General features: G+C 65.6%; 18 protein-coding genes and 2 pseudogenes. 10 read left to right on the top strand and 10 right to left on the bottom strand.

What is annotated here, in order from left to right; genetic code table 11:
- Window positions 1-61: 61 nt before the first annotated feature.
- Together WJ16_RS32130 and WJ16_RS34110 are read right to left on the bottom strand one after the other, a co-directional pair.
- Window positions 62-1,711 carry a cyclic peptide export ABC transporter gene (locus WJ16_RS32130; RefSeq protein WP_069260958.1) on the bottom strand — a complete coding sequence of 550 codons (1,650 nt, stop codon included), beginning with the start codon at window positions 1,709-1,711 and terminating at the stop codon, window positions 62-64.
- A gap of 522 nt (window positions 1,712-2,233) precedes the next feature.
- Entirely contained in the window at window positions 2,234-3,145 is a 912-nt protein-coding gene (locus tag WJ16_RS34110; RefSeq protein ID WP_084636141.1) for a thioesterase II family protein, read from the bottom strand.
- Window positions 3,146-3,519: 374 nt separating this feature from the next.
- Between WJ16_RS34110 and WJ16_RS34105 the strand changes: the two are divergent.
- Together WJ16_RS34105 and trhA are read left to right on the top strand one after the other, a co-directional pair.
- Window positions 3,520-3,833, top strand: a pseudogene (locus WJ16_RS34105) (hypothetical protein); the annotation flags it as partial.
- Window positions 3,832-4,272: pseudogene (gene trhA / locus WJ16_RS32120) on the top strand (PAQR family membrane homeostasis protein TrhA); the annotation flags it as partial. The pseudogenes WJ16_RS34105 and trhA, both read left to right, overlap by 2 nt.
- Window positions 4,273-4,312: 40 nt before the next feature.
- Here trhA and WJ16_RS32115 read toward each other — a convergent pair.
- The 3 genes from WJ16_RS32115 to WJ16_RS32105 form a co-directional block, all read right to left on the bottom strand.
- Window positions 4,313-5,719, bottom strand: coding sequence for an MFS transporter (locus tag WJ16_RS32115; RefSeq protein WP_069260956.1), 1,407 nt, complete (start codon window positions 5,717-5,719; stop codon window positions 4,313-4,315).
- Window positions 5,716-6,153: a nuclear transport factor 2 family protein gene (locus WJ16_RS32110; protein WP_069260955.1), complete on the bottom strand. Its 438-nt coding sequence runs from the start codon at window positions 6,151-6,153 to the stop codon at window positions 5,716-5,718. Before WJ16_RS32110 ends, WJ16_RS32115 begins: the two co-directional genes overlap by 4 nt.
- Window positions 6,154-6,272: 119 nt before the next feature.
- Window positions 6,273-6,626, bottom strand: coding sequence for a DOPA 4,5-dioxygenase family protein (locus tag WJ16_RS32105; protein ID WP_069260954.1), 354 nt, complete (start codon window positions 6,624-6,626; stop codon window positions 6,273-6,275).
- Window positions 6,627-7,116: 490 nt separating this feature from the next.
- Between WJ16_RS32105 and WJ16_RS32100 the strand changes: the two genes are divergently transcribed.
- The 4 genes from WJ16_RS32100 to WJ16_RS32085 all read left to right on the top strand — a co-directional run bounded on the left by WJ16_RS32100 (window position 7,117) and on the right by WJ16_RS32085 (window position 8,639).
- Window positions 7,117-7,494 carry a hypothetical protein gene (locus tag WJ16_RS32100; protein WP_069260953.1) on the top strand — a complete coding sequence of 126 codons (378 nt, stop codon included), beginning with the start codon at window positions 7,117-7,119 and terminating at the stop codon, window positions 7,492-7,494.
- A gap of 14 nt (window positions 7,495-7,508) precedes the next feature.
- On the top strand, window positions 7,509-7,721 hold the full coding sequence (locus tag WJ16_RS32095) for a hypothetical protein (protein ID WP_069261258.1): 213 nt from the start codon (window positions 7,509-7,511) through the stop codon (window positions 7,719-7,721).
- Window positions 7,718-8,197 (top strand): hypothetical protein, encoded by a 480-nt coding sequence (locus WJ16_RS32090; RefSeq protein WP_069260952.1) that lies wholly within the window; start codon window positions 7,718-7,720, stop codon window positions 8,195-8,197. Before WJ16_RS32095 ends, WJ16_RS32090 begins: the two co-directional genes overlap by 4 nt.
- A 181-nt stretch (window positions 8,198-8,378) precedes the next feature.
- Window positions 8,379-8,639 (top strand): hypothetical protein, encoded by a 261-nt coding sequence (locus WJ16_RS32085; protein WP_069260951.1) that lies wholly within the window; start codon window positions 8,379-8,381, stop codon window positions 8,637-8,639.
- Window positions 8,640-8,795: 156 nt separating this feature from the next.
- Here WJ16_RS32085 and hpnH read toward each other — a convergent pair whose 3' ends face one another.
- Both hpnH and ispH read right to left on the bottom strand, forming a co-directional pair.
- Window positions 8,796-9,956 (bottom strand): adenosyl-hopene transferase HpnH, encoded by a 1,161-nt coding sequence (gene hpnH / locus WJ16_RS32080; protein ID WP_046548742.1) that lies wholly within the window; start codon window positions 9,954-9,956, stop codon window positions 8,796-8,798.
- 12 nt (window positions 9,957-9,968) lie between these two features.
- Window positions 9,969-10,910, bottom strand: coding sequence for a 4-hydroxy-3-methylbut-2-enyl diphosphate reductase (ispH, locus tag WJ16_RS32075; RefSeq protein ID WP_069260950.1), 942 nt, complete (start codon window positions 10,908-10,910; stop codon window positions 9,969-9,971).
- A gap of 401 nt (window positions 10,911-11,311) precedes the next feature.
- On the opposite strand from ispH, the gene WJ16_RS32070 reads away from it, so the two are divergent.
- Window positions 11,312-12,499: a glycosyltransferase gene (locus WJ16_RS32070; protein ID WP_069261257.1), complete on the top strand. Its 1,188-nt coding sequence runs from the start codon at window positions 11,312-11,314 to the stop codon at window positions 12,497-12,499.
- A 101-nt stretch (window positions 12,500-12,600) separates the two neighbouring features.
- Here WJ16_RS32070 and WJ16_RS32065 read toward each other — a convergent pair whose 3' ends face one another.
- Complete coding sequence (locus WJ16_RS32065; RefSeq protein WP_069260949.1) at window positions 12,601-14,025, bottom strand: phage tail protein; 1,425 nt, start codon at window positions 14,023-14,025, stop codon at window positions 12,601-12,603.
- 108 nt (window positions 14,026-14,133) lie between these two features.
- Entirely contained in the window at window positions 14,134-15,141 is a 1,008-nt protein-coding gene (gene hpnA, locus WJ16_RS32060; RefSeq protein ID WP_069260948.1) for a hopanoid-associated sugar epimerase, read from the bottom strand.
- Between the two features lie 176 nt (window positions 15,142-15,317).
- Here hpnA and WJ16_RS32055 point away from each other — a divergent pair, with 176 nt between their 5' ends.
- The 3 genes from WJ16_RS32055 to WJ16_RS32045 all read left to right on the top strand — a co-directional run bounded on the left by WJ16_RS32055 (window position 15,318) and on the right by WJ16_RS32045 (window position 18,060).
- Window positions 15,318-15,614 carry an acylphosphatase gene (locus tag WJ16_RS32055; protein ID WP_027781702.1) on the top strand — a complete coding sequence of 99 codons (297 nt, stop codon included), beginning with the start codon at window positions 15,318-15,320 and terminating at the stop codon, window positions 15,612-15,614.
- A 16-nt stretch (window positions 15,615-15,630) separates the two neighbouring features.
- Entirely contained in the window at window positions 15,631-16,530 is a 900-nt protein-coding gene (rarD, locus tag WJ16_RS32050; RefSeq protein ID WP_069260947.1) for an EamA family transporter RarD, read from the top strand.
- A gap of 408 nt (window positions 16,531-16,938) precedes the next feature.
- On the top strand, window positions 16,939-18,060 hold the full coding sequence (locus WJ16_RS32045; protein WP_069260946.1) for an OpgC domain-containing protein: 1,122 nt from the start codon (window positions 16,939-16,941) through the stop codon (window positions 18,058-18,060).
- A 46-nt stretch (window positions 18,061-18,106) separates the two neighbouring features.
- On the opposite strand, the gene WJ16_RS32040 is transcribed toward WJ16_RS32045, so the two are convergent.
- Window positions 18,107-18,313 carry a hypothetical protein gene (locus WJ16_RS32040; protein ID WP_069260945.1) on the bottom strand — a complete coding sequence of 69 codons (207 nt, stop codon included), beginning with the start codon at window positions 18,311-18,313 and terminating at the stop codon, window positions 18,107-18,109.
- Between the last annotated feature and the right edge of the window lie 47 nt (window positions 18,314-18,360).

Below are 18,360 nucleotides of genomic sequence, written 5' to 3'. Positions count from 1 at the left end.
ATCGGTTGATGGAAGTTAATCTGGAGTCCTGTGATCTGAATCAGGCACGTGGCCAGCGGATTCAGCTGTAGCCGACATCGCGTACGCGCGTGAAATCGGATGCGTCGTGGATCTTTCCGTCTTCCAGCCTGATGACTCGGTCGGCCAGCTCGAAATAGGTGTCGTCGTGAGTAATGGCGATCACGGTTTTTCCTCGAGCCTTCAGTTCCGGCAGCAATTCCGTATAGAAGATGCGCTTGAACGCCGGATCCTGGTCCGCCGCCCATTCGTCGAAGAGGAAGATCGGGCGGTCATCCAGATAGGCCTGGATCAAGGCCAGCCGTTTCCGCTGCCCGGTCGACAGATTGATGGTCGAGAATTTTCCGTCTACGACCCGCACTTTGTGCTGCATGGCCAGCGCGCGAATGTAGTGAAGCGCTCGCTCGCCACCGTGCTTGCCATCCGAGTTCAGCAAATGCTCGAACAGATGGAAATCCGAAAGGACTGCAGAAAAATTCTGTCTATAGTGAGCTCGATTGTGCTCGTCGACCCTGACGCCATTGAGTTCGATCGTTCCTTGTTCCGGCGCGTAGAGGCCGAGCAGCAACATGGCGAGCGTTGTCTTTCCGCTGCCATTGCCGCCAACGATGAACAGCAGTTCGCCGGCCCCGATCGCCAGATTCAGCGGCCCCAGCGTGAAGTGCCGATCGTCGGAGGCGCTGAAATACTGGTGGCAGAGATTCGTTACGGTGATATTGGCGCCGGTCGCGGTCACGCCTTCGAACGGGTTTGCGCCGGACATGTCGATCGCGCTGTCGGGAAGCTCGGCATCGAGCTGCCTGATGCGATGCAGGGAGATCGTCGCTTGCCGGATCGGCGGCAAGGTGGACATCAATTCGGTAACAGGCCGAATCAAATACAGCAGGACGAGCGCGATATTGGGCAAGATGCCTGTCTTCTGCGGTGAGAGGACCGGAAAGAAGAACAACAGCATTCCAATAACGAAATAGAACAGCAGGCTGCCGATATTGAGCACCCAGGTATAGGCGCTCATGCTGCCGACGAACAGGCGCTTGAAGTCGGTGAAAGCCGGACCCAGCACCTTATCCATAAAGACGGCGCTGCGGACGGAATTGAGCTGGAGCTCCTTGATGCCTTCGATCAGATTCCGAAAGTGCTCATAGAGCAGGTCATGCTGGGCGCGTATTTTCTTGAGGTTGATCAGTGGACGTCGCTCGGCAAAATGGAAACCGATTGTGCCGATCAGCAAGGTGGCGATGGTAAACGCAAATACTTGCCTCGAAAGCGAGGCAATGTAGGCGAGGCATGCCAGTATCACGATGGAATTGCCGAAGGCAACTGGCACGAGCTGTGCGGCTTGTGAAAACGCCTCAATGTCCTTGGTCAGAATAACCAGCAGCCTGGCGTTGCCCTTGCTTTGCAGGCTCGCATAGGGTGTTGCCAGCAATTTTTTGCTGAGACTAACCCGCATCTTCAGTACGACATCTTGCGAGAGCCGCAACAGGGCGTTCTCGGAGATTGATTTGCTCAACAGGTATAGGAAGCATAGGCCGAAGAATCTGTATGCCAAGGCGGGCGTTGCTTCGTGGGAAATGCTGTTGCCGATGACTCCAGCCAGTCCGGCGCCGGCAAAGCCGCTCAATATGCCGACGAGAATCGCAAACAAAAAACTCTTTGGTGATTGGCGATACAGAAACGATAGTAGTTTCATTTTTTTCGCGACTGTTGTCTTTCCGAGGCGCGCCGATGCATGTTCGCGAATTCGAATCGCGTATCATCCCGGATGAAAATGGTGCGCATTGAGTCGCGACTTGAAGAAATGTAAGTCGGCTCGGATCTCATTCGGCGAGACGGGCGGTGCTGTCGATAGAAAATCAGGTCTGGTCGAGCCACCCCTGATGTCAATAATTCGGCAGTCGTCCTCGATGGCAGTCTCGACTTGGCGAAATCGGCAAAAGATGGGGGAAGGGCGTCATCACGGATTTAAAGAGGTAGTCGTACTCCAGACAATCGTGATTAATTGGCTGGAATTCTCGGGCTATTGTTTCATAAATATTCATGATGATTTTGTCTAGTCGAATGTCGGCTCGATTTTTCGATGTAAGGCTGTATTTTGCGAGGCACTCTCTAACTGGCTGTATCAAAGAGTGCGATCGTTGAACTTGCACTGCACGGTGCCGTTGAAAATCTTTCGTTGCGGGCGCAATGCGGGCGGCGAGTGGCCGCGCTTCGCTCAGCCGCCTCGCGTGAAGGATACGTTGGCGTTATTTATCGAGGCGTCGAGGTGCGGTTGATCAGGACGGCATGCGTGCAATTCGGGCAAGGTTGACGTCAGGTCATTTAGCTTGCTTATCAGGAAGCTGAGTAGGGCCTCCCGCTGGGATTCAATGAAGAAATGGCCGCCGTCGAACCATTGGATGTCAAATTCTCCGGTGACTTCTTCCGCCCATCCGCCGATGATCTTCATGTTCGACAGCTCATCCGTACGTCCGGCGAGCGCGGTAAGCGAAAGCTCCAGCGGCGGGGCGGATGCGTATCGATAATCGCTGGCGAGCAAAAAATCGGCGCGAATTGTCGGCAACGCCAGTTCCATCAACTCCTGGTTATTCAGCAAATCGGGAGGTGTGCCGTCGTAGTGCCGGAGGGTGTCGACCAATTCGTCATCTGCCAGACGATGCAAATTCCGCGATATCTCTCTGTATCTCGGAGCGCCACAGCCTGATGCAAAAATATGCACCGGAATACGTCGCCCCATTTTCTGGAGATGACGTGCCACCTCGAAGGCGATCAAGCCACCGAAGCTGTGACCAAAAAACGAAAACGGCAACGTATCCTGGGTATGAATAACGTCAGCCAGTGTTTTGATTAACGACGGAAATGACTTGAACTGAGGTTCAGTATATCTCGCCCCGCGGCCCGGGAGCTGGACGCCGCATATTTCGAATTTGGACGGGATGATATTTTGCCAATGCAAGAAACTGGTTGCATTGCCACCGGCATGCGGAAAGCAGTATAGGCGAAAGCTCGGATGGCCATTGAGGCGGGATACCAACCAAGGCGTAGGCGGATTTACTCGGCCGCACGTAGCTGCTTGACAATCTCCGCTTGCAAAAATCCTATTCGTATTGCCTGGATTCCGAGTCACTGGAGTACCTCTGCCCTCAAGCTATATTTATTAGAAAGACTTACATTTCCGTAATTTTAAAAGCAGTGCCTAACTTCTATGTATCGATAAATCATATTGATTCCCGATGACTAGACAATACACCGAGAAATTTTTTTGATCAAACTTTTTTTGATTGATTACATAATGATAATGTTATGTTTAAGTAATGAATTTGCATGGATTTTGCCGTGTCGGTGAATCTGCTGAAATAGCGGGATTCCGGCGCGGAGAACACGCCGATGTCCGCGATGAAGTTAAAAGAGCTTTCGCCACGCCGACGTCGGATTGAATTGAAATGCAGTGAAATTTCGTGGCATGGAGATCATGCTGGTGTGAGCATTGAGCTCGGACGGCTCTGGCGCGTGCTGCGCCGGTTCTTCGTGCTGGTCGCCAATGCGATTCCGGACGAGCGGCCCGTGACGGCCGAGAAGCTACGTCGCGCAAGCCTGCACTGGATGCGCGCAACCCGCATGCTTCACACGCGCTGGCACGGGGCGCCGAGTTGATCATGGTGCGTAACAACCTGCGCCATGCGTCGGTCTCGACGACGTCGACCTACCTGTACAGCGATGAAGTGCAGATAGGCCGATCAGGCGTTTGCGGCACGGGACTCCAAGCAGTAGGTCGTTTATACGAATTTCCGCGTGAGGCAATCAGCTATCCTTAACGTGCGCAATCCGCGCCCGAAGGCGATCCTGCGGAAATGCGACCATTCGGCGATCTATCTGCTGATCGCCGGTAGCTACACGCCGTTCACGCTGGTCACATTGCGCGGCCTGTGGGGCTGGTCGCTGTTCGGCGTGAGCTGGGGGCTCGCCGTGTTCGGCATCGTGCAGGAACTGACGCTCGGGCGCCGCACGCGCCTGCTGTCGATGATCCTGTACGTGCTGATGGGTTGGCTCGCGCTCGACGCCGTGCGGCCGCTGATCCATGCGCTGCCGCCGATCGGCGCCGCGTGGCTCGTCGCCGGCGGCGTGATCTACAGCGCTGGGATCTACTTCTTCGTCAACGACGAACGCATTCGCCACGGGCACGGTATCTGGCACCTGTTCGTGCTGGCCGGCAGCCTGTGCCAATTCGTCAGTGTCGCGATGTATGTCGCGTGAGCGGCATCGAGCGTTGAGCCGGTAACCCCCGGCGAGCGCGCTATCGGCGCGCGGCGGCTCGCAGATGTGCGGTCGTTTCGGCGGTTGCCGACGCCGCCTGCACCGTGAACCACCATGTCGTCGCGGCGAGCGCCGACAATCCGGCCGCCAACGCCAGCACCACCCGCATCGCCACCGGGAACGGCTGCAGCGTCGCAATGCACGCGCCGCAGATCGCCACGCCGAGCGCCGATCCGCTTTGCCGCGCCGCGTTCAGCACGGCCGCCGCCACGCCGGCGCGGTGCCGATCGACCGTCCCGAGCGCCGGCGACGTCGCGGCCGGCGAGATGAAGCCCGATGCGAAGCCGATCGCGAGCATCGGCGCGACGGCGAGCCACGCGGGCGTCGTCGCGCCGATAGCCGTCATCCCGAGCGCGCCGGCCGCGTAGAGCCCGAACGCCGCGCACATCGTCCCACGCGCGCCGAAGCGAGCAACGATCCGCCCCGAGCACAGCCCGCCAAGCGCGACCATCGCGGTCATCGGCAGGAACGCGAGCCCCGTGTCGAGCGGGCTCGCGCCGCGAACCTGCCGATAGAACAGGCTGAGCACGAACAGCAAGCCGTAGAACACGAACGCCGACGCCATCGACACGACCGTCGACCCCGCGAACAGCCGGTTGCGGAAGAACGCGAGCGGCAGCATCGGTTCGCGGTGCCGCACCTCGATCGCGATGAACGCGATCCACGCAACGATGCTGACCACCGCACCGCCGACGATCGGCGCCGAGCGCCAGCCAAGCGTCGGGCCTTCGATCAGCGTGCCGATCAGTGCCGCGATCGCGACGATGGCCGCCGCCTGGCCGCTCCAGTCGAACTGCCGCGACCGATCGACGGCGGCGCCTGCGACCATGCGGCCGAGCCAGATGCCGGCGAGCCCCAGCGGCAGGTTCACGACGAACAGGCTGCGCCAGCCGAACAGATCGATCAACAAGCCGCCGAGCAGCGGACCGGACGCCATCGCGATGCCGCCGCACCCCATCCACATGCTGATCGCCGACGCGCGCGCGGCCGGCTCGGGAAACGTGCGGTTGATCAGCGCGAGCGAGCACGGCACCAGCATCGCGCTGCCGACGCCCTGCAACGCGCGGGCGACCGCGAGCGCCGGCAGCGTCGGCGCGACGCCGCACAGGGCCGACGCGACGATGAAAATGGCGAGCCCCGCCACATAGACGGTGCGGTCGCCGAGCCGGTCGCCGAGCGTGCCGCCCGTCAGCAGCAGGCTCGCGAACGCGAGCGTGTAAGCGTTCACTATCCACTGCAGGCCCGCTACGCGGCTGCCGAACGTGTGCGCGATGTCGGTGAGTGCGACGTTGACGATCGACGCGTCCAGCAACACGAGCGTATAGCTCACGCAGGTCGCGGCGAGCACGCGGCGCGCGGCGGCCCGATCCGGTGCGGCGGGCGTCATGCGCGTTCGGGCGACGGTGTGGCGGCTCGCAGCGCATTGAACCCGACCCATCCCCAGTACACGCGATGATGCGCGATCAACCCGTCGCGCAGGTCCATCACCTCGACGAGATCGACCTGATCGCCGTCCGGCGTTGCGCGCGCGTATTCCCAGACGAGCTGGCGGCCGTTCGAGAAGAACAGCCCGGTCCGATACCAGCGCCCGAGCTGGTTGTCCGGATTGCGCAGGCCGGCCGCGAAGAATGCGCCGATCGCGGCCTTGCCGTGCAGCACGCCCGAGCCGTGTTCGGGCAGCGTGGCGACGACGAGCGGTGTTTCGAGCACCGCGTCGTCGGCATACAGCGACATCAGCGCGTCGAAGTCGCGGGCGACGACGGCCGCGTGCCAGTCTTCATGGATGCGCCGGGCGTTGGGGTCGGTGTCTGCGGGTGTCATGGCGGATTTCCGGAAGTCGATCACGGAAACCACTGTAGGGGCGCGCCGCCGCGAGACGTTTCACGTCGATCCGAAACGTGGATGCTCCGCCGAGGCGGAAAGGGGGCGAGCGCCGTCCCTTATCCGGCCAGCGCGTCGAGATTCAGCGTATACGACTTGCCGATCCACACCGCGCAATCGCGATGGTCGCGCAGGTCGTCGCCGGTATTCGGATGCAGGAAGATGTCGAGCGTGCCGTGATTCAGCACGAGCCACGGCACGATCTCGTCGAATCGCGTGGTGTCGAACGCGATCTGATACGACCACGCGGGATGCGGGCCGACGAGGCGTTCGTGAAAGCGCCCGAGTTCGATGACCGCGCCGAACCGCGCGTCGACGACCTGGCGAAACGCCCAGGCCGCGTCGCGGCTCGCCGCATCGAAATAGACGTGCGCGTGCCAGCTGTCGATGGCGGTAATGTCGAGGGCAGCCATGGAGAGACTCGATTAAAAATGGAGAATGCGTGAGATGCCGTGCGAAACGGCCGATGCGTGATTATCGCGCGTCCTTGCAGATTGCGTCGCGTCTCAGTTCGGCACGCCGATGCGAGTGATTTGTCCTGCGTCAGAAGAATCGGCTGATCCGACGAAATCGCTTCGGCGGCATCCGCGTGCGCGATATTGCGCCGGAAGCCTTGTCCGCAGGCGTGCCGGCCGGAATCGCAGCGGCAACACGTCATTTCGGAAATTGAAAGAGCGGTATGTACGCCCCACCGTATCGCCGGTAAAAATCCGATCAGATCGTTGAATGAAATAAAGAAATTCCATTTGGAAGGGATTCGCGAATGACGCGGCTCGCACGCCGATTGCGCGGCTGAAAATAACAATTGCGGATTCGGCTATTCAAGCGGCATGCGGCCCGACATACGATGATTTCAACGCATCGATGCTGGATCGATGCGGGGACAACCATCTGGAGGCCACCATGCGATCCCTCGTTCCCGTTGCCGTTCTTTCCTGCGCACTCGCTGCGCTGCCGGCCGTCAGCTTCGCGCAGTCGATCGGCGTCGCCGACACGCCGAATGCCGCGCCGTTGACCTGGTCGGCGGCGCGTGCCGAAACCGACGCGCAACTGATGCAGATGACGCGCGCCGGCTATCGCGCGACGTCGGCCGGCAACCAGAACTATCCGCTCGCGATGCAGCGCGCGCTCGAACGTGTCCACGATCCGCTGCCGGACCGGTCGCGCGAAGAGCGGGCCGCGATGGAAGCACGCGCCGCGCGCGACGCGCAGGGCGGCCATCCGGTCAAGGCGTTCTTCGTGAAGACCGCGTACTACCTGAAGGGCGAGAACACGTTCTGATGCGGGAGACGATCATGGCATGCACTAACCGCTTCCCCGACGCGTTGCGCGCGTCGACGATCCGCCGGCTGCCGGACGTGTGCGCGACGCGGCGGCGCGACGACGTGTCCGGCGTGCGGCGCCGCGCGAACGGCCATCGCGACGCAGGCCGCGGCGCCGTCGCGTGCCGCACCGCGTGCCCGGCGTTCGACACGGACGACGTTGCGGCAAGCGAGGGCGGATCATGAAGGCCGTCCGGAAAGGCCGTCGCCACGTGCCGCTGACCCGCGAGTGGTTGCTGCCGCTGCCGCCCGCACATGTGCGCGACATCTCGCTGAAATGCCACATGGCGCTCGTCGCGCTGCGCGGCGAGCACGGCAGCGAAGCGTTGCTGATGCGGCTGCGCACGAGCGTCTACCTGGTGTTCCTCGCGCTCGACGACGCGGCCTCCCCGGATGCGAGCATCGACCTGTGCGTCGACGCGGAGCGCGTGCTCGACGCGAGCGTGGCGCGCGCCGAGCAAAGCGGCGCATGGACGCTGTACGACGACGAATGCGCGGTGCTCGAGCGCGTGCTCGCCGCGAACGATGCGTGCGTCGCGACGCTCACGCGGCACCGGCTCGCCGAGCTGTGGCGCCATGTGTGCTCGTTCGCCTCCGCGGAGCAGCCGGGGCTCGTCGCGCACGCAGCGGCGAAGATGCGGGAACCGGCCGCGCTGCATTGAGCGGCAGCATCCCGACCGATGCCCGGCCGGTGTTTCATACTCGTCCCATTCACAGGGGCTGACGCTCGCCGTCTAATGTCATCACGTGAGCCGAACGGGTTTGGTCGATGACGATCCATCCTCGCGTTTGCGACGATCGTGCGTGTCGGCGCGAACGTATTCGTTTCGGTCAGGAGGAGCGATGGCGCTATACAGGGCAGGCGGCTACTTCACGTGCGGAAGCGGCCGCGCATTTAGCGAGAACCTGCCGCCGGGCAGCGAAGTGACGATCGCGGGCATCTATCGATGCGCCGTGTGCGGCGACGAGATAGGCATTGCGAAGGGGCAGACGCTACCGTCCGAGGACACACATCGGCACGATCTCGATCCGCCGTCCGACCCGCTGCTCGATCCCGGCCCGACCGCATGGCAGTTGATCGCGGCGGCGGAATCGAGACACTAGGCGAGCGGTACACGCACACAGATAGGCATGCGTGTGCCGATCCGTCCTGGCCCATGACGACATCCGGCAAAACAAAAGCGCCACGGAGCGAATGAGCTCCGTGGCGCTTTCTGACTGCCTGCGCGGAGGCGCCAGCCCCCGCGTAGCGAAACCCGCTTAAGCCGCCGCTGCCGGCTTCGCCGCCTTCTGCAGCTTGCCCTTGCCGGCGCGCTGGATTTCCTCGAGCTTGATCTCGACGTGGCGCGAGAACACGTACTCGGCTGGGCGCTGGTTCGCGATCGAGATGTCCGGAGCGAACGGGCCGTCGGTCTTGATGCCCTTGCGGCTCACGGCGAACGCCTTCAGCGGATGGGCCATCGTGTCCATCACGGCGGTCGCCTCGAAGCCGCAGTGAACCATGCAGTCCGCGCACTTCTCGTAGTTGCCGACGCCGTAGTTGTCCCAGTTCGTGTCTTCCATCAGTTCCTTGAAGGTCTTCACGTAACCTTCGCCGACCAGATAGCACGGCTTCTGCCAGCCGAACACCGTACGCGCCGGGTTGCCCCACGGCGTGCACTTGTACGTCTGGTTGCCGGCCAGGAAGTCGAGGAACAGCGACGACTGGCTGAACGACCAGCGCTTGCCGCCTTCGCCGCGCTTCAGGATCTCGCGGAACAGGTTCTTCGTCTTGTCGCGGTTCAGGAAGTGCTGCTGATCCGGTGCGCGCTCATACGCATAGCCCGGCGACACGGTGATGCCGTCGACGCCGATCGGCTTCAGCGTATCGAAGAACTTCGCGACGCGCTCGGGGATCGCATCGTTGAACAGCGTGCAGTTGATGTTCACGCGGAAGCCGCGGCGCTTCGCTTCCTTGATGGCCGCGACCGCCTTGTCGTACACGCCTTCCTGCGACACCGAATGATCGTGCATCTGCGCGTCGCCGTCGAGGTGGACCGACCAGACGAAGTACGGGCTCGGCTGGTAGTCGTCCATTTTCTTTTCCATCAGCAGCGCGTTCGTGCAGAGGTAGACGAACTTCTTGCGCTTCATGATGCCGCGGACGATTTCCGGCATTTCCTTGTGCAGCAGCGGCTCGCCGCCTGCGATCGACACGATCGGTGCGCCGCACTCGTCGACCGCTTCCAGGCATTCCTGGACGGACAGGCGCTGGTTCAGGATGGGGTCCGGGTAATCGATCTTGCCGCAGCCGTTGCACGCGAGGTTGCAGCGGAACAGCGGCTCGAGCATCAGCGCGAGCGGATAGCGTTTGTTGCCGGACAGGTGTTGGCGCGTGATGTACGCGCCGACGCGGACTTGCTGGAGCAGCGGAATAGACAAGAGATGTCCTCCTTAAACTTCGCGGGCGACAGCTTGCGTGAGCTTCGCCGGCAACTTGAATTCGACTTTTTCCTCGCGGCCCGCCATCGTCGTGACGTCGACGGGCCCCAGCGCGCGCAACGCGCCGATTACATCTTCGACCATTTCCTCGGGCGCGGACGCCCCGGCGGTCAGGCCCACGGTCTGCGCATTCGCGAACCATTCGGCCTTGATTTCCGATCCGTCGGCGACGAGATAGCTCGGCACACCGCTTTCGGTGCCGATCTCGCGCAGGCGGTTCGAGTTCGAGCTGTTCGTCGCACCGACCACGAGCAGCACGTCGACCTGTTCGCTCAGCTCGCGCACGGCGGCCTGGCGATTTTGCGTCGCGTAGCAGATGTCGCGCGTGTCCGGGCCGACGAGGTCGGTGAACCGGCGCTGCAGCGCTTCGATGATGCCGCGCGTATCGTCGACCGACAGCGTGGTCTGCGTAATGTACGCGACCGGCGTGTCGACGGGCAGCGTCAGCGTATCGACTTCCGCTTCGCTCTGCACGAGGATCACCTCGGCCGGAATCTGGCCGATCGTCCCCTCGACTTCCGGGTGGCCCGCGTGGCCGATCAGGATCAGCCGGCGGCCCGCCGCGACGTACTGGCGGCCCTGCACGTGCACTTTCGTGACGAGCGGGCAGGTGGCGTCGAGCACGTCGAGCCCGCGCGTTTGCGCGTCCTGCTCGACCGTCTGGGCGACCCCGTGCGCGCTGAAGATCGCGACAGCGCCGTGCGGCACCTCGTCGAGTTCCTCAACGAATCGTGCCCCTTTATTACGCAGATTTTCGACGACATGCCGGTTATGCACGATCTCATGACGCACATAGACCGGCGCACCGTGCTGTTGCAGCGCGCGATCGACGATCTCGATCGCACGGACAACCCCCGCACAAAAGCCGCGGGGCTGGGCAAGGATGACTCGCATAGGTGAGCGAACTCCGACGACAGACGCCGGGGTTCGAGGAGCTGGCACGGCTCGCTCGCCCCGGCTTGATGTTATGAAGGCAGGAACGAACCGGCCGGCCAGGCCCCGGAACCCCGAATTAATCGCGCATTTTAACCCTATCGGGAAGTCCGTGCTCTGGTGCCGTATCCGGCGTGTTGCATTTGCGGCAGAGCCGCGTCGGCGCTGGCGCGCGCGGAACCCAGTAAACTACGCGGTTTGGCGGGCGGCCGCTCCGGCCGCCCGGCGTCGCGCTCATTTCAAGGCCATTCGATGACCGTCGGTTCCTACGCGTATTGCCCGGCCGCTCGTGCGGTTTCAGGCGTTTTGTTCCAGACCCCCATTCACTTTGCCGACATCGGCGCCCGGCAGGAGGCGTGCCGATGATGCTGGTCCTCGCATTCCTGGTGTCCGGCCTGTCGCTGATGATCTGGATCGTGCTGCTCGTCGCGCGCGGCGGCTTCTGGCGCGCGGTGCCCGCGCGGCCGCTGCCGCCCGACGCGCGCGGCGCGGCGGCCGAGGCCGGCTGGCCGGCCGTCGTCGCGGTCGTGCCGGCGCGCAACGAGGCCGACGTGATTGCCCGGGCGGCGACTTCGCTGCTCGAGCAGGATTACCCGGGCGCGTTTCATCTGATCATTGTCGATGACCACAGCGACGACGGCACCGCCGACGCGGCCCGCGCGGCCGCGCTCGCGATCAACCGCGCCGACCGGCTGACCGTGCTGGCCGCGAAGCCGCTGCCGGCCGGCTGGTCGGGCAAGGTGTGGGCGCAGTCGCAGGGGATCGCCGCGGTGCAGACGCTCGGCGTGCCGGCCGACTACCTGCTGCTGACGGATGCCGACATCGGCCATCCGGGCGACGCCGTCGCGCAGCTCGTCACGCGCGCGCAGGCCGAGCACCGCGATCTCGTGTCGCTGATGGTGCGGCTGCGCTGCGATTCGTTCTGGGAAAAGGCGCTGATTCCAGCGTTCGTGTTCTTCTTCGCGAAGCTCTATCCGTTCTCGTGGATCAACAACCCGCGCAACCGCACGGCCGGCGCCGCCGGCGGCTGCATGCTCGTGAAGCGCACGGCGCTCGAGGAAGCGGGCGGCATCGAGTCGATCCGCGGCGCGCTGATCGACGACTGCAGCCTCGCCGCGCAGATCAAGCATCGCGGCGAAGGCCGTCATCCGATCCGGCTCGACCTGGCCGATCGCAGCGTGTCGCTGCGCCCGTACGACAGCTGGCGCGACATCTGGAACATGATCGCGCGCACCGCGTTCACGCAGCTGCACTATTCGCCGCTGCTGCTGGCCGGCACGCTGCTCGGGATGACGATCATCTACCTCGTGCCGCCCGTCGCGGCGCTCGCGTACGGCGCGCGCGCATGGCCTGCGTGGCTCGCGTGGGCGTCGATGTGCGCCGCGTATGCGCCGATGCTGCGCTACTACCGCCGCTCGCCGCTGTGGGCGCCGGCGCTGCCGCTCGTCGCGCTGTTCTACGTGGGCGCGACGTTCGCGTCCGCGTGGCGCTACTGGCGCGGCAAGGGCGGCCAGTGGAAGGCGCGCGTGCAGGCGCCGGTGGATCGCTGAGGATTGCGCGGGAGGCGAGCCTCCCGACAGCCGGAAAGCAGACAGCCCGATCGGGGAACCGGTCGGGCTGTCTCGTTTTCGGCGGTGGGACTTGCCGGTCGTTAACGCTGGGTCAGCATCATGTACATCTGGATCACGACGTCCGGCGAGAACGTGAACGGCACCCAGCCGTAGCCCGTGTGGCGGGCGACCAGCAGGCGGTCGCCGTTCGACTGCTTCTGCACGGCCATCATCGGGTTCTTCGTCGTCACGAAGCGCCAGCCGGCCGGGATGCCGGGCGGCGGCTCCGGCTGCATCGACGCGCGCGCGTGCGCGAGTTCCTCGATCAGCTGGCCCAGCTGCTCCGGATGCAGCGTGATCGACTCGCCGTTGATGGTCAGCGTGAGTTCGTTCTGCGACGGACGCGCCACGTGCAGCGTCGATTTGTCGGCCGGGGCCGGCGCGGGGGTGACGACTTCGGCTTCGCCTTCAACCGGCGTTTCGGCTGGCGCCGTCGCGACGATTGCCGTTTCGACGGCGGCCGGCGCGGGCGCGATCGCGGCCGGTTCCGCCGCAGGCGTATCGGCCGGCGCGGGTTCGACGACTTCGGCCGCAATGGCCGGCGCGGCAACCGCGCTCGTCGCGGCTTCGCTGACGACGGCCTCGACCAGCGCCTCCGCGTCGGCGATGGCCTTCGCGTGGTGCTGCGCAGCCGCTTCGGCCTGCGCGATCGCTTCGGTGTGGCGTTGCGTGATGGCCTCGGCCTGCGCGGCGGCCTCGGCGTGGCGTTGCGCGGCCGCCTCGGCCCGGGCGATCGCCTCGGTATGGCGTTGCGCGATGGCTTCGGCCTCGGCGGTGGCGTCGGCATGACGCTGCGCGGCGGCCTGCGTTTCCGCGATCGCCTGCGTGTGCTGCTGCGCGAGCGCTTCGGCCTGGGCGATCGCTTCGGTGTGGCGCCGCGCGGCGGCTTCGGCTTCGGCGATGGCGGCCGCATGACGCTGCGTGGCCGCTTCGGCTTCGGCGGTCGCCTCCGCGTGACGCTTCGCGGCGGCCTCGGCTTCGATCGTCGCGGCCGCATGGCGCTGCGCAGCCGCTTCGGCTGCAGTGGCGGCCGCATGATGACGTTGCGCGGCGGCTTCGGCTTCGGCGATCGCGGCCGCATGGCGCTGCGACGCGGCTTCCGCATCCGCGTGACGCTGCGCGAGCGCTTCGGTCAGCGCGGTGGCTTCCGCGTGGCGCTGCACGGCGGCTTCGGCTTGTGCGGCGGCGTCGGTATGGCGCTGGGCGGCGGCTTCGGCCGCGGCGGTCGCGCTGGCGTGGCGCTGCTGCGCGGCTTCGGCCTCGGCGGCGGCGGCCGTGTGGCGCTGCGCGGCGGCTTGCGCTTCGATTTCCGCGGCAGCGTGACGTTCCGCCGCCGCCTGGGCTTCCGCTGCCGCGGCGCGCGCGAAGGCTTCCGCGCTGCGGGCCGCCTGCTGCGCGGCGTGGTGATCGTGGAGGAGCTGATCGACGCCCACGGTGAGCGAAGCGATCTGATCGTTCAGGTTCATGCGTGTCTTCTCTGCGTAAGACCCGCGATTTTACCCGCTGCACCGGTGCCGGGCCGAGCGGCACGTGTAACAAAGTGCGCAAAGCGGCGTGCCGCGTGCCGCCTTGTGTTATTTCAGGTAGCCCGCGGAGCCGAACCAGTCGAGCGCATCGCGCAGCCCTTCGCGGTACGGGCGCGCACGGTAGCCGAGCTCGCGCTCGGCCTTCGCGGACGTGAAATACATCTTGTTCTTCGACATCCGCAGCCCGTCCACGGTGACGAACGGCTCCTTCTTCGTGAACTTCGCGACCGCTTCGGCGCCGACCGCGAGCGGGTAGAGCGGCCAGCGCGGCAGCGCGATCGTCGGCGCCTTGCGGTTCGTCATCTGCGCGATGTCGGCGAGCATCTGCTGCAGCGGCAGGTTCTCCCCGCCGAGGATGTAGCGCTCGCCGATCCGGCCGCGCTCCAGCGCGAGGAAGTGGCCGTGCGCGACGTCGTCGACGTGCACGAGGTTCAGGCCGGTATCGACGAACGCGGGAATCTTGCCGAGCGCGGCCTCGACGATGATGCGGCCGGTCGGCGTCGGCTTCACGTCGCGCGGGCCGATCGGCGTCGACGGATTGACGATCACGGCCGGCAGCCCTTCGTCGGCGATCATCCGTTCGACCGCGCGTTCCGCGAGCACCTTGCTGCGCTTGTACACGCCGATCGCCTGCTCGGCCGTGAGTGGCCGGTTTTCGTCGGACGGATCGCCGGCGCTCGTCACCTTCAGCGTCGCGACACTGCTCGTATAGACGATCCGCTCGACGCCTTCCGCGCGCGCCGCGCGCATCGTCGCGACCGCGCCCTCGAGGTTCGCGCGCTCGATCTCGTCGGGATCGGGCGCCCACAGCCGGTAGTCGGCGGCCACGTGCAGCAGGTAGCGCACGCCGCGCAGCGCGGCGCGCATCGACGCCTCGTCGCGCATGTCGCCGGTGACGATCTCGGCGTCGAGATCCGCCACGTTCGTGCGCGGGCTGGTCGGGCGCACGAGCACGCGCACCGCATAGCCTTTCTGCTGCGCGATGCGCGCGACGGCCGAGCCGACGAAACCGGACGCGCCGGTGACGAGAACGAGATCGCGGGAGGTATCAGTCATGCGTTTCCTTCGGAGCCGCGCGCGGGCGGCGCGGCGGTTGAGCGTCGGCGAGATTGTACGTGGTCGGCGCGCGCGGCGACGCCGCGCCATGACGGATCTGCACCGGCCCCGGCCCGTGTGCGAAGCGGCCGACGCGACTACAATGCCGGGCTTGAATGCAACGGGAGGGCGACGCGATGAGCCGCAATGAACTGGACGAACGGATCGAGACCTACTACGTGCGGGTGCGCGGCGTCGTGCAGGGCGTCGGCTTCCGTCATGCGACGGTGCGCGAAGCGCATGCGCTGAAGCTGCGCGGCTGGGTCGCGAATCTCGAAGACGGCACCGTCGAGGCGATGATCCAGGGCCCCGGCGCGCAGATCGACCGGATGCTCGCGTGGCTGCGCCACGGGCCGCCGGCCGCGCGCGTGACCGAGGTGACGTTCGAGGAACGCCGGACCGAAAGGCGCTTCGAGCGCTTCCAGCAGCAGTAAGCGGCGCGCGACGATCATGACGGGGTATCCGGAGGCCGGACGCGGCCTCGTGCTGTCGGTGGCGGCGTCGATGCTGTTCGCGCTGATGTCCGCGTACGCGAAACTGCTTGCGCCGCTCACGGGGCTCGACATCTTCGCGTGGCGCGTGTTGTGGACCGCGCCGGGCGCGCTCGCGCTGATCGCGCTGCGCGGCCGCCGGCCGATGCTCGTCGATCTGCTGCGCCGGAGCGTGCGCGACGGGCGTCTGCTGATTGCGCTGCCGGTGAGCGCCGCGCTGCTCGGCGTGCAGTTGTGGCTGTTCCTGTGGGCGCCGCTGCACGGGCGCATGCTCGAAGTGTCGCTCGGCTATTTCCTGCTGCCGCTGACGATGGTGCTCGTCGGCCGCTTCTACTATCGCGAACGGCTCGATCCGCTGCAATGGGCGGCGGTCGCGTGCGCCGCGCTCGGCGTCGCGCACGAAGTGTGGGCGACCCGCGCGTTCGCGTGGCCGACGCTCGTCGTCGCGCTCGGCTATCCGCCGTATTTCGTGCTGCGCCGGCGCATCAACGCCGATTCGCTCGCCGCGTTCGCGGTCGAGATCGCGCTGCTGTGCCCGATCGCGTTCGCGATGGTCGCGACGAGCACGACGCGCGTGGCCGACCATCCGGTGCTGTGGGCCGTGCTGCTGCCGGGGCTCGGCGTGCTCAGCACGCTCGCGCTCGCGAGCTACCTGAAGGCGAGCCGAATGCTGCCGATGGCGCTGTTCGGGATTCTCGGCTACGTCGAGCCGGTGCTGCTCGTCGCGGTGTCGCTGCTGCTGCTCGGCGAGACGCTGAGCGTCGCGAAGCTCGCGACGTACGGGCCGATCTGGGTCGCCGTCGCGCTGACCGCGTGGCACAGCGCGCTGCTGATGCGGCGCCTGCCCGCGCGCGGATGAGCGCCGGTCGCGTCGCGGCGGCTGCCTGCGGCGTGTCGTGTCGCGTCTCGTCGCGGCTCGCAAAACAGCCGCCCGCAGTGGTCGAACACGTCGTTGCTGACCGCAAACTGGCGTCGCGCTGACACGAGTCTGGCGACGCTGCCTGCTTTGTCCCGCAAGGCTCGCGCGTGTAATCGAACAGAAGATTCGGTTGCACTTTGTTACTTAGGGTCTCCCCCGATCGGCCATTAGACTGGCCTGACCGACTTCCCTTCGTATGCAGCCTTTTTCGATGAACGGTCATCTCCGTGCGCGGCCGGCCGCGTCGGCGCGATGCGGGCATACGCGTATCGCCGCCGATTCCGCTCGCCTTCTCTTTCCCGATCCCTTCCGCGGTGCATGCCGCATCGCCGTTGTGCGGGTGCGCTCATGGCGTTGAGCGTGCCGCCCGCCCCGGTTCAGTCGTCGCGCGGCGGCCGCCTGATCGAAGTCGATTTCTTCCGCGGCATCGTGCTGCTGATGATCGTCGTCGATCACATCGGCGCGAGCGTGCTGTCGCGCGTCACGCTGCACGCGTTCGCTTTATGCGACGCGGCCGAAGTCTTCGTCTTTCTCGGCGGCTTCGCGACCGCGAGCGCCTATGGCGCGATCGCCGAACGGCACGGCGCGCGCGCCGCGCAAAAGCGCTTCGTGCGGCGCGCGATGCAGATCTACCGCGCGTTTCTCGCGACGTCGACGCTGATGCTCGTCGTGTCGGCCGTGCTCGACCACTACGGAATCGACGCGCCGAACCTCGCGCTCGACGACGTCAGCGTGATGCTCGCGTCGCCGCTCACGGGCGCCGCCGAGTTGCTGACCTTCCAGCGCCAGCCGTATCTCGCATCGGTGCTGCCGATGTACGTGCTGTTCGCGCTCGCGTCGCCGGTGCTCGTGCCGTTCGCGCGCCGGCATCCGTGGCTGCTCGTCGCGCTGAGCATCGTGTCGTGGGCCGCGGCGGGCTGGCTCGGCCCCGAGCTGCTCGATACCGACGGATTCCGCTGGAGTTTCAATCCGTTCGCGTGGCAGCTGATGTTCGTCGCCGGCGTGCTCGCGCGCTGCCAGCCGTTCTACCGGCGCATTGCGCTCGGGCGGTGGGGCGCCGCGGCGACGGGCGTCGCGTGCGCGGTCGTGCTCGGCTGCGCGAGCTACAAGCTGTGCTCGGGGCTGCCGCTGCCAGAAGGCGTGTTCAAGCGCGATCTCGCGCTGCCGCGCGTCGTGAGCTTCGCGGCCGTGGCGTGGCTGATGGCCGATTGCGTGCGCCTGGGCTGGATCGCGCGGATCGCGCAGGCGGTGCGGCCCGTCGTGGCCGTGGGCCAGCGCGGGCTGATCTGCTTCGTCGCGGGCGCGGCGATTTCGCTCGTCATCGATTCGCTGCTGCATCCCGTTGCGCGCAGCGCGGATCTGCGGCACGTCGGCGTCGGCCTCGCGGCCGATGCGTGCGCGCTCGGGCTGATGATGGTCGTGGCCGGTTCGGGAACGTGGTTTGCGCGGTGGCGCGGCGCGGCCGCGTGAGCGCGGCGGCAGTCGGTGCAGGCGGCACGGTGCGTGCCGCACGGCGTCAGTGAGGTGAGTCGATACGGGAGCGGGGCACGGCGGGGGTGTCGTCGGATTCGGCGTCGTCGCGTTCGTCCGGCGCCGGATCGTCGCGTTCCGCGAGGACCGCGTCGGCTTCGGCCGCGGCCCGGGCGGCGCGTATCGCGGTGCAGCGCTGCGCGTGCCGGATGTCCGACAGTATCCGCAGCAGCCGCGTCGTTCTGTTTTTCATGGGTTTCTCCCGCCAGTGCGCGCCGAGCGAAGGGCAGGCGCGTCCTG

The organism is Burkholderia metallica, assembly GCF_001718555.1.
In the GTDB taxonomy this organism is placed as follows: Bacteria; Pseudomonadota; Gammaproteobacteria; order Burkholderiales; family Burkholderiaceae; genus Burkholderia; species Burkholderia metallica.
This window is presented reverse-complemented; position numbering and strand designations above follow the sequence as displayed.

What these genes read in the sequence shown, in the direction of transcription:
- WJ16_RS32130 (WP_069260958.1), bottom strand. Translation starts at nt 1,711, where the DNA reads ATGAAACTACTATCGTTTCTGTATCGCCAATCACCAAAGAGTTTTTTG.
- WJ16_RS32115 (WP_069260956.1), bottom strand. Translation starts at nt 5,719, where the DNA reads ATGACGCCCGCCGCACCGGATCGGGCCGCCGCGCGCCGCGTGCTCGCC.
- WJ16_RS32110 (WP_069260955.1), bottom strand. Translation starts at nt 6,153, where the DNA reads ATGACACCCGCAGACACCGACCCCAACGCCCGGCGCATCCATGAAGAC.
- WJ16_RS32105 (WP_069260954.1), bottom strand. Translation starts at nt 6,626, where the DNA reads ATGGCTGCCCTCGACATTACCGCCATCGACAGCTGGCACGCGCACGTC.
- WJ16_RS32100 (WP_069260953.1), top strand. Translation starts at nt 7,117, where the DNA reads ATGCGATCCCTCGTTCCCGTTGCCGTTCTTTCCTGCGCACTCGCTGCG.
- WJ16_RS32095 (WP_069261258.1), top strand. Translation starts at nt 7,509, where the DNA reads ATGGCATGCACTAACCGCTTCCCCGACGCGTTGCGCGCGTCGACGATC.
- WJ16_RS32090 (WP_069260952.1), top strand. Translation starts at nt 7,718, where the DNA reads ATGAAGGCCGTCCGGAAAGGCCGTCGCCACGTGCCGCTGACCCGCGAG.
- WJ16_RS32085 (WP_069260951.1), top strand. Translation starts at nt 8,379, where the DNA reads ATGGCGCTATACAGGGCAGGCGGCTACTTCACGTGCGGAAGCGGCCGC.
- ispH (WP_069260950.1), bottom strand. Translation starts at nt 10,910, where the DNA reads ATGCGAGTCATCCTTGCCCAGCCCCGCGGCTTTTGTGCGGGGGTTGTC.
- WJ16_RS32070 (WP_069261257.1), top strand. Translation starts at nt 11,312, where the DNA reads ATGATGCTGGTCCTCGCATTCCTGGTGTCCGGCCTGTCGCTGATGATC.
- WJ16_RS32065 (WP_069260949.1), bottom strand. Translation starts at nt 14,025, where the DNA reads ATGAACCTGAACGATCAGATCGCTTCGCTCACCGTGGGCGTCGATCAG.
- hpnA (WP_069260948.1), bottom strand. Translation starts at nt 15,141, where the DNA reads ATGACTGATACCTCCCGCGATCTCGTTCTCGTCACCGGCGCGTCCGGT.
- WJ16_RS32055 (WP_027781702.1), top strand. Translation starts at nt 15,318, where the DNA reads ATGAGCCGCAATGAACTGGACGAACGGATCGAGACCTACTACGTGCGG.
- rarD (WP_069260947.1), top strand. Translation starts at nt 15,631, where the DNA reads ATGACGGGGTATCCGGAGGCCGGACGCGGCCTCGTGCTGTCGGTGGCG.
- WJ16_RS32045 (WP_069260946.1), top strand. Translation starts at nt 16,939, where the DNA reads ATGGCGTTGAGCGTGCCGCCCGCCCCGGTTCAGTCGTCGCGCGGCGGC.
- WJ16_RS32040 (WP_069260945.1), bottom strand. Translation starts at nt 18,313, where the DNA reads ATGAAAAACAGAACGACGCGGCTGCTGCGGATACTGTCGGACATCCGG.